Origin of the sequence: Actinacidiphila sp. DG2A-62, from assembly GCF_035825295.1 — a bacterium.
GTDB lineage: Bacteria > Actinomycetota > Actinomycetes > Streptomycetales > Streptomycetaceae > Actinacidiphila.
In genome coordinates, this window is record NZ_JAYMGI010000002.1 from 7,885,226 (window position 1) to 7,901,418 (window position 16,193).

Here is a 16,193-nt window from a genome sequence, read left to right on the forward strand (position 1 = left end):
GCGGTGAGTGGGCGGACGGCTGGGTGCGGACCACTGGGTGCGGGCGGCGGGGTGCGGCCGGTGGCGTGTGGGCGGTTCGGCCAGCGGTTCTGACAACGTTGTCCGAAGTCTTGTCACGTCATCCGCGCCATGTCAACGGCTCGGACCGGCCGGGGTCGGATCGGTCGATCGCCGGCCCTGGGGCCGATATGGGCAGTTTCCGTACGGTGTGCCGGGCTTTTGAGGGACGCCGCCGACCTGACGACCGGTCAGCGGCGGCACGGATGCGGTCACCCCTCTTGACGCGGGCGGCCGGTCGAACGAATGATGTGCTCCATCCCCCCTGACAACGTTGTCAGTTCGCGGTGTCCCGCGAACGGCGGCGCGCCCTTCCGCACACCGAACGAGGAGCACCCACATGCCCGACGACATCACCGAGGACAGAGCGCGGGGCGCGGGGTTCTCCCGCCGCGGGATGCTGCGCTCGGGAGCCGCCGTCCTGGCGAGCGTGAGCCTCGCCGGGGCGTTCGCCGAACAGGCCGCCGCCGCGCCGGGGTCCGGGCCCGAGGCGGCAGGCGGCACGCCCGGGACCGCCGCCGACCTCGCGCGCTACCGCCCGGTGACGGTCTCCTCGACCGCCTACGGACCGGTGCCGGCCGCGTTCGTGGTCGACGCCATGGGGGAGACCGGGCCCAAGGGCAGCGGCTGGCGGGCCGCGGACACCGACGGCCCGCAGTGGGTGGCGGTGGACCTCCAGGGCCCCTGCCGGGTGACCTCGGTGGTCCTGGTCTTCGAGGCCGCCGAGGGCGACACCGTCTACAAGCCGGCCGACGACGTCAACCCGCGCAACGGCACCACCGGCTGGGAGGTGCTGTCCAGCTACGCCACCGCGTTCCGCATCGAGGTGTCCGCCGACGGCACGGCGTGGTCCACCGCGCACACCGGGACCACCGCCACCGGCGGCGCCGTCGAGATCGTGCTGGACCGGCCGGTGACCGCGCGCTGGGTGCGCATGGTCGGCACCGCGCTGTCCAACCCCAACCCGCTGGGCCTGAACTCCTTCCAGGTGCTCGGCACCCCGGCCGGCCACCGCCCCGCCGCCACCGGCTGGACCGACTGGACCAGCGGCGCCCGGCCGGTCCCGGCACTGCGGGTCGCCGACGACGGCACCGTGCCGCTGGAGTCCGGCTGGAACCTCACCCTGGAGTCCTTCGCCGGCACCGACGACGGCGCGAAGGTCTCCGCCGCGGGCGTGGACACCTCCCGCTGGCTGCGCGCCCAGGTGCCCGGCACGATCCTGGCGTCCCTGGTCGCCGAGGGCCATCTGCCGGACCCGGTGGGCGGCTTCGGCAACCTCCAGGTCCCCGAGGCGCTCAGCCGCAACTCCTGGTGGTACCGCCGCGCCTTCCGCCTGCCGCACGGCTTCGGCGACCGCGGCCGCGGCCGGGTGTGGCTGGAGTTCGACGGGATCAACCACCGGGCCGAGGTCTGGATCGACGGCGCCAGGGTCGGCGAGCTCGAACACCCCACCGCCCGGGCCTCCTTCGACGTCACCGACGCGCTCACCGGCGCCGGGGAGCACGTCCTGGCCGTCCGCATCGACCCGATGCCGTACCCGGGCAACCCCGGCGACAAGGGCGCCGACGGCAGCTCCTACGCCGACGCCGGCTCCAACGTCATGATGCTCAACAGCCCCAATCTGCTGGCCGTCTCCGGCTGGGACTGGATGCCCGCGGTGCGCGACCGCGTCATGGGCATCTGGAACCACGTGCGGCTGCGCGCCACCGGCGACGCCGTGGTCGGCGACCTGCGGGTGGACACCGTGCTGCCGAACCTGCCGGACCGCTCGCAGGCCGAGGTCACCGTGACCGTGCCGGTGCGCAACGCCGCCGCGGCGGCCCGCACGGTCACCGTGGAGGCCGCGCTGAGCGGCGTCACGGTCCGCAAGAACGTGCGCGTCGAGGCCGGGCAGAGCCTGGACGCGGTCTTCGCGCCCGACGACTTCCCCGCCCTGCGGCTGAGGAACCCGCGGCTGTGGTGGCCCAACGGCTACGGCGACCCGGCGCTGCACGACCTGCGGGCCACCGCGACGGTCGGCGGCGCGGTCAGCGACCGGCGCACCGTGCGGGTCGGCCTGCGCGAGTTCGGGTACGCCTCGCAGAACCCGATCGTCTTTGCGCCCGGCGCCAACCACGTCGAGCAGACCGTCGACATCCCGGCGCAGCAGGCGCGCTACGTCCGCGTCCAGGGGCACAAGCGCGCCACCGGCTTCGGCATCTCGCTGTGGACGCTGTCGGTGGCCGACAGCGCGGACCCCGGCACCGACTTCGCGCTGCACGCCGCCGCCACGGCGTCCTCCACCGACAACTCCTCCAACACCCCCGGCAACGCCGTCGACGGCGACCCGCAGACCCGCTGGTCCTCGAACTACACCGACGACCAGTGGATCCAGGTCGACCTCGGGCGGACCAGGTCCTTCGACCGGCTCACCCTGGTGTGGGAGACCGCCTACGCGCTGACCTTCACCGTGCAGGTGTCCGACGACGGGACGACCTGGAAGGACGCGCTGGCCGTCGACAACCGGCCGCACCAGCTGCAGATCAGCGTCAACGGCGTGCGGGTGATGTGCCGCGGCGGCAACTGGGGCTGGGACGAGCTGCTGCGCCGGATGGGCGGCGGCCGCATGGAGGCCGTCGTCGGGATGCACCGCGACATGAACTTCACGATGATCCGCAACTGGATCGGCAGCAGCAACCGCGAGGAGTTCTTCGCCCGCTGCGACGAGAACGGACTGCTGGTCTGGAACGACTTCTGGAACGCCTGGTTCCTCGACCCGCCGAACCACGCCGTCTACCTGGACCAGGTGCGCGACACCGTCCTGCGCTACCGCTCGCACCCGTGCATCGTCGTGTGGTGCGGCGCCAACGAGGGCACGCCGTCGGGCGAGATCGACCAGGGCGCGGCGGACGCGGTCGCCGCCGAGCACCCCGGCGTGCGCTACGTCAGCAACTCCGCGGCCGGCGTGGTCAGCGGCGGCGGGCCGTACGCGTGGATCGACCCGGTCCAGTACTACTCGCCGCAGACCTACGGCGCCGGTACCTTCGGCTTCCACACCGAGATCGGCATCCCGACGGTGTCGGTGGCGGAGTCGATGCGCAACCTGGTCGGCGACGAGGAGGGCTGGCCGATCGGCACGGTGTGGAACTACCACGACTGGTCCACCAAGGGGAACCAGTACCCGCAGAACTACAAGGCGGCCATCGACGAGCGGCTGGGGGAGTCCTCCTCGCTGGAGGAGTTCGCCGCCAAGGCACAGTTCGTCAACTACGAGTCGATGCGGGCGATGTTCGAGGCGTGGAACGCCCACCTGTGGAACGACGCCAGCGGTCTGCTGCTGTGGATGTCCAACCCGGCCTGGCACAGCACCGTGTGGCAGACCTACGACTACGACCTCGACGTCAACGGCAGCTACTACGGGGCGCGGTCGGGCTGCGAGGCGCACCACGTGCAGGCCGACCCGCGCACCTGGGACGTCCTGGCGGTCAACCACACCCCCGATGCCGTCGAGGGCGCGGTCGTCACGGCCGAGGTGCTGGACCTGACCGGCCGGCGGCTGGCCGCGCCGCAGCGCCAGACCCTCGACATCGCCGCGGCCGCCACGGCCCCCGCCTTCACCGTGGCCCCGGCGACCGGCTCCCGGCTGCATTTGGTGCGGCTGCGGCTGACCCGCGCCGACGGGAGCGTGCTGTCGGAGAACACCTACTGGCGGACGACCGAGGCCGCCGACCTCGCCGCGCTCAACCAGCTCTCCGGCGCGGCGCTGCGGCTGACCCGGGGCCGCGTCACCAGCCGGGACGGCCGCCTGAGCACGACCGTGACGGTACGCAACACCGGCCGCCACGTCGCCCCGATGGTCCGGCTGTCGCTGCGCGACCACCGGTCGGGGGAGCGGGTGCTGCCGGCGCTGTACTCCGACAACTACCTGTGGCTGCTGCCCGGCGAGCAGCGCACGGTGACCGTCTCCTGCCCGCGGGGCGACCTGCACCCGGGCGACCTGGAGGTCAGGGCCCAGGGCTACCGCACCGCGGCGGCCAGTGACCGCCAGGGCCGCTGAACCGCGACCGCGGCCGGAGCGGGCCGTTCAGCCGCGGCCCCGCGCGCGCTTGAAGCGGGCCAGGCCCTCGGCGAGGTCGACGATCGGCGCGGGATAGCCCAGGCGTTTGCGTTCCGCGTCCGCCAGCCGCCACGGCTGGTGCGCCGACCGGCCGTCCAGGCCCGCCAGTTCGGGCACCCAGCGGCGCACGTACGCGCCGTCGGGGTCGTAACGGCGGGCCTGGAGCACGGGGTTGAGGACCCGGTGGGGGCGGGTGTCCGTGCCGGTGCCCGCCACCCACTGCCAGTTGAGCTGGTTGTTCGCCACGTCGCCGTCGACCAGCAGGTCCAGGAAGTGCCGGGCGCCCACCCGCCAGTCCACGTAGAGCGTCTTGGCCAGGAAGGAGGCGGCCAGCAGCCGTCCGCGGTTGTGCATCCAGCCCTCGTGGGCGAGCTGGCGCATCGCCGCGTCCACGATCGGGTAGCCGGTGCGGCCCGAGCGCCACGCGTCGGCGTCCCGCTCCGCGTCGGCGCCCCGCCGCCAGCGGTCCCCGCGCGACCGGTAGTCCGCGTGCGAGGCGTCCGGGCGGGCGGCGAGCACCTGGTGGTGGAAGTCCCGCCAGGCCAGCTGCCGCACGAACGCCTCGGCGCCCGGACCGCCGCGCTCGCGGGCCCCGCGCACGCACTCCACCGCCGAGACGGTGCCGAAGTGCAGGTGCGGCGACAGGCGGGAGGTCGCGTCGCCCGCGAGGTCGTCGTGACGGTCCTCGTAGGCGTCCACGCCGCCGCGCAGCCAGGCCGCCAGCCGGGCGCGGCCCTCCTCCTCGCCGCCGCGGGCCAGGCCCGGGGAGACGCCGGCGACGCCGGCCCGGCGCGGCAGATCCCGCGACGCGACGCCCGCGGGCACCGGCACGCGGCGCGGTACGGCCACGGCCGGCCGCAGCGTCTGCGCGTCCCAGCGGCGGAAGTACGGCGTGAACACCGCGAAGTGGTCGGAGGAGGCGGGCACGACATCGCCGGGCGGCACCGCGTTCGCCACCGCGTCGTGCACGGTCAGGGCGCAGCGCAGCTCCGCCAGCGCGCCGCGCAACCGCTCCTCCCGGCGCTGGGCGTACCGGCTGGCGTCCGCCGACAGGTGCACCTCGCGCGCGTCGTGCTCGCGCACCACCCGGCACACCTCCTCCACCACGTCGCCCGCGCGCAGCACCAGCCGCCCGCCGCGCCGGCGCAGCCCCGCGTCCAGGTCGGCGAGGCTGTCGGCCAGAAAGGCGGCGCGGTTGGCGGGCGCGAACCCGGCGCCCTCGATCGCCCGGTCCAGGACGAACAGCGGCACCACCTCGTCCGCCGCGTCGAGCCCCGCGCGCAGCGGCGGATGGTCGTGCAGGCGCAGGTCGCGGGTGAACAGGACCACGCAGACGGTCATCGGCCGCCCCTCCCGGACGCGAGATGGCCGCGGGCGGCGGCCCGGGCGATGTTGCGGGCCATCCCGCCGAAGACCAGCGCGTGGAACGGCGAGACCGACCACCAGTAGGCGTGGCCGAGCAGCCCGTGCGGGTGGAACACGGCACGCTGGCGGTACCGGCTGCGGCCGGCGGGGCCGCCGTCCGGGGCGCCGTCGCCGGCGGCGGTGTTGCCGGCGGCGGTGTTGCCGGCGGCGTCCGTGCCGGCAACACCGCCGGCATCGGTCCGCGCGCCGGCATCGGTCCGCGCGCCGGGGCCGCTCCCCGCGCCGCCGCTTCCGCCCGGCGCCGGCTCCACCCGCATCTCCAGCCAGGCCAGGCCCGGCAGCCGCATCTCCGCGCGCAGCCTGAGCAGCCGGCCCGGCTCGATCTCCTCCACCCGCCAGAAGTCCAGCGAGTCGCCGACCCGCAGCCGCGTCGCGTCACGCCGGCCGCGGCGCAGCCCGACGCCGCCGACCAGCCGGTCCAGCCAGCCGCGCACCGCCCAGCCCGCCGGGAAGGAGTACCAGCCGTTGTCGCCGCCGATGCCCTCGACCACCCGCCACAGCGCCTGCGGCGGCGCGTCCACCTCCACGCCGCGGCAGTCGGTGTAGAGGCTGCCGCCGGCCCAGTCGGGGTCGGTGGGCAGCGGATCGCTCGGCGCGCCCGGCACCGACGCCGAGGACCACCGCGTGGTGACCGACGCCTCGCGCACCCGGCGCAGCGCCGCCTCCAGCGCGGCGTCCACGCCGAGCCGCCCCCGCGGCGGGTCGGGCACCAGCGCCGCGATGTCGTCCTCGCGGCACACCACCTCGTGCCGCAGCGACTCGGTGAGAGGGCGGGCCAGGCCGGCGGGGACCGGCGTGACCAGCCCGACCCACTGGCTGGACAGCCGCGGCGTCAGCATCGGCACCGGCAGGATCAGCCGCCGCGGCAGGCCGGCGACCGCCGCGTAACGGCGCATCATGTCCGCGTAGGTCAGGACGTCGGGGCCGCCGATGTCGAAGGCGCGGCTGACGTCCGGCGGCATGTCGGCGCTGCCCGCGAGCAGCCGCAGCACGTCGCGCACCGCGATCGGCTGGAGCCGGGTGCCGACCCAGCTCGGGGTGACCATCACCGGCAGCCGCTCGGTCAGATAGCGCAGCATCTCGAACGACGCCGAGCCTGAGCCGAGCACCACCGCGGCCCGCAGCACCGTGGTGGGCACGCCCGACTCCAGCAGGATGCGCCCCACTTCGGCGCGCGAGCGCAGGTGCGGCGACAGCCGCTCCTCGGGGACGCCCTCGGGCGTCAGCCCGCCCAGGTAGACCAGGCGCGCCACGCCCTCCCGGCGCGCCTGCGCGCCGAAGACGCGCGCCGCCCGCCGGTCGGTCCGCTCGAAGGAGGCGCCCTTCCCGAGCGCGTGCACCAGGTAGTAGGCGACGTCGGCGCCGCGCATCGCCGCGCGCACCGACTCCTCGTCGGCGACGTCGCCGCGCACCACCTCCACGTCGCCCGCCCACGGCAGGTCGCGCAGCTTCTCCGGGGAGCGGACCAGGCAGCGCACCCGCAGCCCCCGCTCCAGCAGGACCGGCACCAGCCGCCCGCCGATGTAGCCGCTGGCGCCGGTGACCAGGCACAGCCGCCCGTCACCCGCGCCCGGGCCGCCCTCTGCCGCCACCACCGTCCCCGCTCCCTCGTCGTCGCGGCGCCGGCGCCCGCGCCGCCGGTCGCGCGCGGCCCCGCCGCAGCAGCCGGGCCGCGCCTCAGGGCCCTGGATACCGCATGCCGCGCCCGGGAGCGGGGACCCGGGCCGGGACGTGCCGCAGAACGACCCCGCCGAGCGCATCGCTCGGGCCCGCCCGACGCCGGCGCGCGTGTACGGACACGGCCGCGGACCGCCCGGGATCACGGCCGCGGACCCGCCGGGGTACGGCCGCGGACCCTCCGGGATCACGGCGGCGGACCCGCCAGGTACGGCCACGCGGGCGCGTCCCGCGCTCAGAACGTCTCGACGTACTCCTGCCGCGGCCCCAGCTCCGCGCGCTCGCGCAGGTCCACGCGGTCGCCGAGGCGTTCCAGCTCCAGGACGGTGACGGTGTTGGCGCCGGGGACGACCAGCGGCGCGGGCAGGTAGAGGGTGGTCTGCGGGCCGATCTCCCAGTAGCGGCCCAGCAGCGTGCCGTTGACCCAGACGAAGCCCTTGGCGAAGCCGGGCAGCGCGAGGAAGGCGTCGGCCGGCTCGGCGACGGTGAAGCGCGCGGTGGCGAAGCCCGAGCCGCCCGAGGGCGCGGCGGCGTCCGGCGCGCGCCGCACCTCCCGCGGCGTCCACTCGTCCAGCGGCAGCCCGTGCATCGTCCAGCCGTGCACCAGCCGCCGCCCGACGCGCACCCCGCCGAGCAGTCCTTTGCCCTGGCCCAGCAGCGGACCGTAGTTGATCCGGCCCTGGTTCTCCACCAGCAGGTCCAGACGGACCGGCGCGCCGCGGCCCTCGACGGTGAAGGCGGCGGTCTCCCGGTCCAGCACGGCGACCGCCGTCCCGTCCACGAAGACCTGCGCCCGGTCGTGCAGGCCGGTCACGGTGACCTCCTGGGGGCCGTGCGGCAGCCGCGGCCGGGCGCGGTAGAGCACCAGGCCGGACGGCTGGCCCAGTTCGTCGAAGCCGAGCGGGTGCGGCGCGGTCACCGGCGGCCGCGCCGCCGCCAGCAGCCCGTCGAGCAGCCCCGCGCCCGGCTCCGCGCGCAGCGACCGGGCGGGCAGCACCGGCGGATCGGCCGGCACCTGGCGCGGCGCGGCCCCGGTGAGCGCGTGCAGCCGGGCGCGCACCGCGTGGAACTTCGGCGTGAGCGCGCCGTTCTCGGCCACCGGCGCGTCGCTGTCGTAGCTGGTCACGGTCGGCTGCAGGCGCTCGCCGTCGTGGTTGGCGCCGGACCACAGGCCGAAGTTGGTGCCGCCGTGCGCCATGTACAGACTCACCGAGCCGCCCTCGGCGAGGATGCCGTCGAGGGTGTGCGCGGCGCTGTCCACCGACCTGACGTGGTGCGGCTCGCCCCAGTGGTCGAACCAGCCGTTCCAGAACTCCGCGCACACGAAGGGCTCTTCGGCCGGCGGGCGCGCAGCAGCGCCGCCGCCCGCTCCGGCCGGGACCCGAAGGTCGCGGCGGCGGGCAGGCCCGGCAGCGAACCGCCGTCCTGCATCAGCTCGGTGGGGCCGTCCGCGGTGTACATCAGCTCGGTGACGCCGCGTTCGGCCAGCGCGACGCGCAGCCACCGCAGATAGCCGCGGTCGTCGCCGAAGCTGCCGTACTCGTTCTCCACCTGCACGGCGACCACCGGGCCGTCGTGCGCCGCCTGGAGCGCGGCGATCCGCGGGACCAGCACGTCGAACCAGCGGGCGACCTCGTCCAGAAAGGGCTGGTGGGAGCAGCGCGTGCGCATCCCGGGCGTGCCGGTCAACCAGGCCGGCAGCCCGCCGTTGTCCCACTCGGCGCAGATGTACGGCCCCGGGCGGACGATGACGTCCAGGCCCGTGGCGTGCGCGAGGCGCAGGAAGCCCTCGACGTCCCGCCAGCCGTCGAACCGGGGACGCCCGCGGCGGGACTCGTGGAAGTTCCACGGGACGTACGTGTCCACGGTGTTGAGCCCCATCGCGGCCAGCCGCTCCAGCCGGTCGGCCCACTGCGCCGGGTGCACCCGGAAGTAGTGCAACGACCCGGACAGCACGCGGTGCGGGTGCCCGCCGCGCAGCAGCGTGCCGCCGGGGTGGGTCAGCAGGGGAGCGGGCGCCGCTCCCGCGACGCCGGCGGCCTTCACCCGGGCCGCGGCGTCCACGGGGCCCGCGGTGTCCACCGGGCCCGCGGTGTCCACCGGGCCGGCGGCGGGCGGGGCGAGCGCGGCGGGCCGTGCCGGCGGGGTGTCCAGACCCACCGCGACGCCGCGGAATGATATCGATACTTCGTCGCCGACCGACCGCGCCATGCTCGTGTCCTCCGCCTCCGCCACAGCTGCCCAGCGGGCATCCGCGCCCGCACGCGGCGCGGCGCCGTACTTGTCGCTGCCGTACTGTCGCACAGAGATGTTATCGATGCCAAGCGACTGCGTCGGGGAGGCGGAGCGGGGCGACGGGACGCGCGTCACGGCTGGTGGGACCGCTACCATGCAGGCAGGCAGAGCCGGGAAGGGACCGATGACCAGGCAGAGCGCGCGCGAGGCCGGACGGCCGCCCGGCATGACCGATGTCGCCCGGGTCGCCGGGGTCTCGGCGCAGACCGTCTCCAGGGCGCTGGCCGGCCACCCCAACGTGCAGGAGAAGACCCGCGCCAAGGTCCTCGCGGCGGTCGAGCAGCTCGGCTACCGCAGGAACAACGCCGCCCGGATGCTCTCCTCCGGCCGCAGCCGCACCATCGGCGTGGTCACCCTCCAGACCAGCTTCTACTCGCGCACCGCGCTGACCCTCGGCATCGAACGCGCCGCGCGGGAGGCCGGTTACGCGGTGAGCGCGGCCACCACCGCCTCCCTGGACACCTCCGCGATCGAGGGCGCGCTGCTGCGGCTGGCCGACCAGCACGTGGAGGGAGTCGTGCTGGCGGTGCCGCTGATCCACGTCAGCCGGCAGATCGAGCAGCTGACCGGCGCGGTCCCGACGATCACGGTGGACGGCTCGCGCACCGCGGCCACCGAGGTGGTCGCGGTGGACCAGTCGCTGGCCGCCCGGCTGGCCACCCGGCACCTGCTGGACCTGGGCCACGAGACGGTCTGGCACGTGTCGGGGCCGCGCGAGTGGCTGGACGCGGCGAGCCGCTCGGCCGGCTGGCGGGCGGAACTGGAGGCGGACGGCCGTACCGTGCCGCCGGAGCTGGAGGGCGACTGGTCGCCCGCCTCCGGCTACCGCAACGGCCTGATCCTGGGCCGCATCCCGGACGTCACGGCGGTCTTCGTGGCCAGCGACGAGATGGCCTTCGGCGTCATCCGGGCGCTGCACGAACTCGGCCGCCGGGTCCCGCAGGACATCTCGGTGGTCGGCGTCGACGACATCGCGCTCGCCGAGTACTGCTCGCCGTCGCTGACCACGGTGGCGCAGCCGTTCGACCGGATGGGCGCGCTCGCGGTCGCCCACCTCATGCGGTACATCGAGGACCCGGCGGCCGACGCGGAGCCGGCGTCGGTGGAGCCCGAGCTGGTGGTGCGGGCCAGCACCGGGCCGGCGCCCCGCCGCTGACCGCGCGGGCACTGCCCCCGCGGCGACGGCGCCCACATCGCCACCGCCGCCACCGCCGCCACCACTGCCACCGCCGCCACCGCCGCCACCACTGCCCACACCGCCGCCGCGTGCCGGACCCCGCCGCCCCACCGCCGCCGCGTGCCGGTTCCCGAGTGCCGCGTCCGCGCGTCCCGCCGCCGGACCCCGCCGCGAGGACCGCCGCCGGGGGTGTCGCCCGCTAACATCCCTGGATCTGAGCACCGCCACCTCTGGTGTTATCGATGCCATCTCGGCTACCGTCTGCCTCACTCAAGCGCTCCCCGGCACTCACGGACGCCTCCTAGGTGGTGCAATGTCCCCGCGCTCATCCCGCAGACCGCGATTCCTCACCGGCCTCCCGGCCGGCTCCTCCCGCGCCCGCGCCCGCCCGCGCGGCCGGCTGCTCGTCCCGCTGACCGTGCTCGCCCTGACCGCGCTCGGCGTCGTCCCGGCCCACGCGGGCGCGGCGGCCGGCGCCGATCCCGCGCCGGCCGCCGGGTCCGGGCCCGGCGCCGCGACCGTCGCGCCGCCCCCTCCCGCACACCCCGCGACCGGGGTCCGCATCCGGCACGGCGCGCTGACCGTCACCGTCGCCCGCGAGTTCCCGCAGGTGATCTCCTACGACCTGGGCGGACGCACCCTCACCGGTCAGCCCGCGGCCCTGGACACCTTCGAGGTCAACGGCGCCGCCCACACCGCCGACACCACGGCGACCGTGCGCGGCGACACCGCCACGTACGTCTCCGCCTTCGCCGACCTGCCCGGCGTGACCATCACCTCGGCCATCACGGCCACCGCCGCCGACACCGTGGTCTTCGCGGTGAAGAGCATCACCGGCAGCGCCGCGGGGAGCGTGGACACCCTCGAACTGCCCCACCAGTCGCTGGTGTCGGTCGACACCTCCGACCCGCTCGCGAACCTGGCCAGGACCCGGATCTCCACCGACTCCACGACCACCGCCGACCAGTTCCTGCCGATCACCGCCGCGACCGCCCCCGACGCGGCGGACGTCGCCACGCCGTACGGCTTCGTCAGCGACTCGCAGCTGTCCGCCGGCCTGATCAGCGACGCCACCCGGGACGCCCCGCAGGACGACAACGACAACGACAACTCCCGCCTGACCTCGCGGATCACCGACGCCGGCGGCGGCGCCCGGCGCGCGCAGCTCACGCCCGGCGTCTACACCGTGCACGCCGAGGGCGCGACCGACCCGCGGGTGGCGACCTACGCGCTGCCGCGCACCACCGTGGTGCTCGCCGCCGACGCCAACGGCGACGGGAAGATCACCTGGCAGGACGGCGCGCTCGCCTACCGGGCGGCCATGACGCACCCGCTGGGCGCCGACCGGGTGCCCGAACGCGTCGTCCAGCACATCCCGTTCAACTTCGCCAGCCAGGCCACCAATCCGTTCCTGAAGACCCTCGACAACGTCAAGCGGATCTCGCTGGCCACCGACGACCTCGGCCAGTGGGTGCTGGAGAAGGGCTACGCCAACGAGGGCCACGACTCCGGCCACCCCGACTACGGCGGCGACTACAACACCCGCGCCGGCGGACTGTCCGACCTGAACGCCCTCGCCGCCACCGGCGCCCGGTACAACGCCGACCTGGCCGTGCACGTCAACGTCACCGAGGCCTACCCGCAGGCGAAGAACTTCAGCTCCGGCCTGATCAAGGGCCAGGTCAACGGCTGGGACTGGCTCAACCAGTCGTACCACATCGACCAGCGCACCGACCTGGGCACCGGCGCCGTCCTCGACCGCTTCGCCCAACTGCGCCGGGAGGCCCCGGGGATCAGGACCGTCTACATCGACGCCTACTACTCCAGCGGCTGGCTCGCCGACGAACTCGCCGCGCGCCTGCGCGCGATGGGCTTCGAGGTGGCCAGCGAGTGGGCCTACAAGTTCGAGGGCGAGTCGATCTGGTCGCACTGGGCGAGCGACAAGGGCTACGGCGGCCCGACCAACAAGGGCATCAACTCGAACATCATCCGCTTCATCGCCAACTCCGACCGCGACGTGTGGAACGTCGACCCGCTGCTCGGCGGCTCCTCGATCAAGGAGTTCGAGGGCTGGACCGGCCAGGACGACTGGAACGCCTTCTACGGCAACATCTGGACGAACAACCTGCCGACCAAGTTCCTCCAGCACTTCCAGCTCACCGACTGGGACGTCGGCAGGTCCGCCGACCTGACCGGCGGGGTCCGGGTGACCGCCGACGGCGGCGTCCGGCAGATCACCATGGGCGGCGCCCTCGTCCTCAGCGGCGACAGCTACCTGCTGCCCTGGGGCGAGGCACAGGACGGACACGGCGTCTCCTCGCCGGCCCGCGCCGACAAGATGTACTACTTCAGCGCCTCCGGCGGCGCCCACACCTTCGACCTGACCCGGCAGTTCGCCGGCGTCGACCGCTTCACCCTCTACGAGCTGACCGACACCGGCCGCCTCAAGGCCGCCGACGTCACCCCCGACCACGGCCGGGTGACGCTCACCGGCGCCAAGGGGCAGCCGTACGTGCTGGTGCCGCGCGGCGGCGCCGCGCCGCACACCGACGTGCGCTACGGCGAGGGCACCCCGCTCGCCGACCCGGGCTTCGACGCCGGCGACCTGCGCGCCTGGCACCCCGCGGGCGACGCCTCCCTGGTGCGCACCGCGAACGGCGACCACGTCGCGCGGCTCGGCGCCGCCGCCTCCTCGCTCACCCAGACCGCGCACGGCCTCACCCCGGGGCGGCGCTACTCCTTCAGCGCCGACGTCGAGATCGCGCCCGGACTGCGCCGTCCGGTCACGCTGAGCGTCACCGGCGCCCGGCACACCTCGGCCGCCCGCACCTTCGACACCACCCCGGCGCGCAACGAGGTCGCCGCCGACGCCAAGGAGGGCAGCTACGCCCAACGGGCCTCGGTGACCTTCACCGCACCGCCCGACGGGAAGGCCGCCGTGACGCTCGCCGCGTCCGCCGGACAGGCCGCCGTCACCCTCGACGACGCCCGCCTGACGGCCGACACCTCGACGCCGCCGCCCGCCTCCGCACCCGGCGCCACCGTGATCGCCCACGACGACTTCGAGGGGAACCAGCCCGGCTGGGGCCCGTTCGTCAAGGGCGACGCGGGCGGCGTCACCGACCCGCGCACCAGTATCAGCGACCTGCACGCGCCGTACAGCCAGAAGCAGTGGAAGAACACCTACGCGCCGTACGACTCCGGGACGCTGAAGGGCCAGGCGGTGGACGACGTGCTCGACGGCGCGCACTCGCTGAAGTCCCACGAGGAGAACACCGGCCTGGTCTACCGGACCGTCCCGGCGACCGTGCCCTTCACCGCCGGCCACCGCTACCGGGTCTCCTTCCGCTACCAGAGCAACCTCGACGCCCAGTGGGCCTGGATCACCGGCGCCGACACGGTGGGCGGCGGGAAGGTCGCCGCCAGGGACCTGACCCGCGAGACCCTCGCTCCCGCGCTGACCACCACCGCCCGCACCGAGGAGATCACCGCGGGCTGCGGCGACACCTGGGTGGGCCTGCGCAAGCTCGGCGGCGCGGCCGGCACCGACTTCGTGCTGGACGACTTCACCGTCACCGACCTGGGCCCGGCCGCGACCGGCCCGGCCTGCGCGAGCCTCACCGCACCCGCCGGCGCCGAGCTGAGCCCCGGCGCGCCCAGCGCGTTCACCACCGTCTTCACCAACAACGAGGCGGTCGCCGCGACCGGCGTGCACATCACCCTCGACGGGCTGCCGGACGGCTGGAAGGTCGCGGTGGAGGACCGGGGCGGCAACGCCTTCGCCTCCGTCGCGCCGGGCGCCACCGCCGTCACCACATGGCTGCTCACCGCGCCCGACAGCGCCGCGGCCGGATCGGCGACCTGGCGGGCGACCGCGACCTACACCGCGGACGGCGCCAAGTCGGTCGGCGCGAACGCGGCGGCGACCGTCGCGGCCAGGCCGCTGCTGTCGCCCGGGTCGATGACCGCCACCGCCGACTCCGAGAACCTGTCCTCGGGACCGGCGGAGGGCCCGGTCGGCAACGTACTGGACGGCGACCCCGGCACCATCTGGCACACCGACTACACCGAGCAGGAGGCGCCCTACCCGCACTGGGTGGTGCTGCGGCTCGGCGGCCCGGCCGACGTGGACGGCTTCAGCTACCTCGACCGGCGCAGCGGCGGCCCCAACGGCCGCGTCGGCGGTTACGAGATCGCCGTCTCCGACGACGGGACCACCTGGACCACCGTCGCCCGCGGCACCCTCGTCGACTCCCCGGACCCGCAGGAGATCGACTTCCCGGCGGTCCGCGCCTCCTCCGTGCGCTTCACGGCGCTGAACGCGCTCAACGGCCTGCCCTTCGCCGCCGCGGCCGAGATGCGCGTCCTCGGCGGCTACGCGGACGCGCCGACGGGATACCCGCCGGTCTAGCCGCCCGCGCGCCCGCGCGCGGACGAACACGCGGTCCCCGGCGAGGTGCCTCCCGCCGGGGGCCGCGTGCCGTCCGGGACCCGCCCGGGCGGCGCGCGCCGTCCGGGACCGCGCGCTACCCCGCGTGCGGCGTGACCGCCGCCGCCGTGACCGCGGCCGACAGGTCCAGCGGGACCACCTCCTCGGTGCGGTCGTCGATCACCGAGACCCGCACCGCGGGGCTGGGCGCGGTGTCGATCGTCGCGGCCCGGTCCAGTGCGAACAGCACGTTGACCGGGCGCGGTCCGCGCACCTCCTCCTCGTAGACGCCCGCGAAGCGCAGCACCCGCCAGCCCTCGTCGTCCCAGTGGTCCAGCAGCGCGGACCTGACGATGGGGGAGGCGGCCTGCCAGGCCAGCGAGTGCTCGAGCAACTCCACCGACGCCTCGACCGGCACCCGGCCGCCCGCGTCGCCCGCGTCGCCCGCGTCGCCCGCGCGCAGCGGGTGGCCGAACAGATGGATGCGCAGCCGGCGCAGCGGCAGCAGCCAGTAGCGGTCGAGGTCCGCCGACACCAGGAACACCGCCACGGCCGCGGCGACGGCGAACACCGCCGACCCGGCGGGCCGCGCCGCGACCTGCGACCACCAGGCGCGGTCCGCCGCGGCCGAGACGCAGCCGGCGGCGAGCACCAGGAGGGCCCGTGCGAAGGAGCGCGCGCCGATCGGCCCCTCGGCCCGCGCGCTGCACCCGCAGCCCGACTCCGGCGCGGTGGCTTTCGCATAGCCGAGGTAGCCGGTGAATCCCGCGCCCAGCACGGCCGCGGCGGCGCCCGGCCCGGCGGCGGGCAGGCCCGCTCCCACGCCGGCCAGCAGTGCCGCGGCGACGGCCAGTTCGGCCGCGCCGACCGCGCGCAGCGCCCGGCCGGCCCGCTCGGCGTCGCCGAGCACCCGGACCAGCACGGTGCCGGCCGCGACCCGCGCGATGTCGCGGGACAGCAGCTTGGCCGCGCCGGTGGCCGCCAGCAGCACGCCCAGCACGGCCGGGACGAGGTTCGTCAGCAGGGGAAGCATCGCA

The 16,193-nt window shown here is 75.4% G+C and carries 7 protein-coding genes and 1 pseudogene; 3 read left to right on the forward strand and 5 right to left on the reverse strand.

Features of this window, described 5'->3' with window-relative positions:
* Positions 1–397 precede the first annotated feature (397 nt).
* Positions 398–4,093, forward strand: coding sequence for a discoidin domain-containing protein (locus tag VSR01_RS34775; protein ID WP_326452956.1), 3,696 nt, complete (start codon positions 398–400; stop codon positions 4,091–4,093).
* A gap of 27 nt (positions 4,094–4,120) precedes the next feature.
* Here the strand turns inward: VSR01_RS34775 and VSR01_RS34780 are convergent, their stop codons facing one another.
* From VSR01_RS34780 to VSR01_RS34790, 4 genes and pseudogenes are all read right to left on the reverse strand, one after another.
* Positions 4,121–5,494 (reverse strand): cryptochrome/photolyase family protein, encoded by a 1,374-nt coding sequence (locus VSR01_RS34780; RefSeq protein ID WP_326452957.1) that lies wholly within the window; start codon positions 5,492–5,494, stop codon positions 4,121–4,123.
* Complete coding sequence (locus VSR01_RS34785; protein WP_326452958.1) at positions 5,491–7,173, reverse strand: SDR family oxidoreductase; 1,683 nt, start codon at positions 7,171–7,173, stop codon at positions 5,491–5,493. Before VSR01_RS34785 ends, VSR01_RS34780 begins: the two co-directional genes overlap by 4 nt.
* Before the next feature lie 317 nt (positions 7,174–7,490).
* Complete coding sequence (locus VSR01_RS38120) at positions 7,491–7,844, reverse strand: beta galactosidase jelly roll domain-containing protein (protein WP_442785740.1); 354 nt, start codon at positions 7,842–7,844, stop codon at positions 7,491–7,493.
* A gap of 48 nt (positions 7,845–7,892) precedes the next feature.
* A pseudogene (locus VSR01_RS34790) lies at positions 7,893–9,718 on the reverse strand (glycoside hydrolase family 35 protein); the annotation flags it as partial.
* Between VSR01_RS34790 and VSR01_RS34795 the strand changes: the two are divergent.
* Positions 9,675–10,706: a LacI family DNA-binding transcriptional regulator gene (locus VSR01_RS34795; RefSeq protein ID WP_326452959.1), complete on the forward strand. Its 1,032-nt coding sequence runs from the start codon at positions 9,675–9,677 to the stop codon at positions 10,704–10,706. The pseudogene VSR01_RS34790 and the gene VSR01_RS34795 sit on opposite strands and share 44 nt — an antisense overlap.
* 334 nt (positions 10,707–11,040) lie before the next feature.
* A complete protein-coding gene (locus tag VSR01_RS34800; RefSeq protein ID WP_326452960.1) occupies positions 11,041–15,138 on the forward strand; it encodes an endo-alpha-N-acetylgalactosaminidase family protein in 4,098 nt (1,365 codons plus the stop codon).
* Between the two features lie 115 nt (positions 15,139–15,253).
* Here the strand turns inward: VSR01_RS34800 and VSR01_RS34805 are convergent, their stop codons facing one another.
* A complete protein-coding gene (locus VSR01_RS34805; protein ID WP_326452961.1) occupies positions 15,254–16,189 on the reverse strand; it encodes a MauE/DoxX family redox-associated membrane protein in 936 nt (311 codons plus the stop codon).
* Positions 16,190–16,193: the final 4 nt, after the last annotated feature.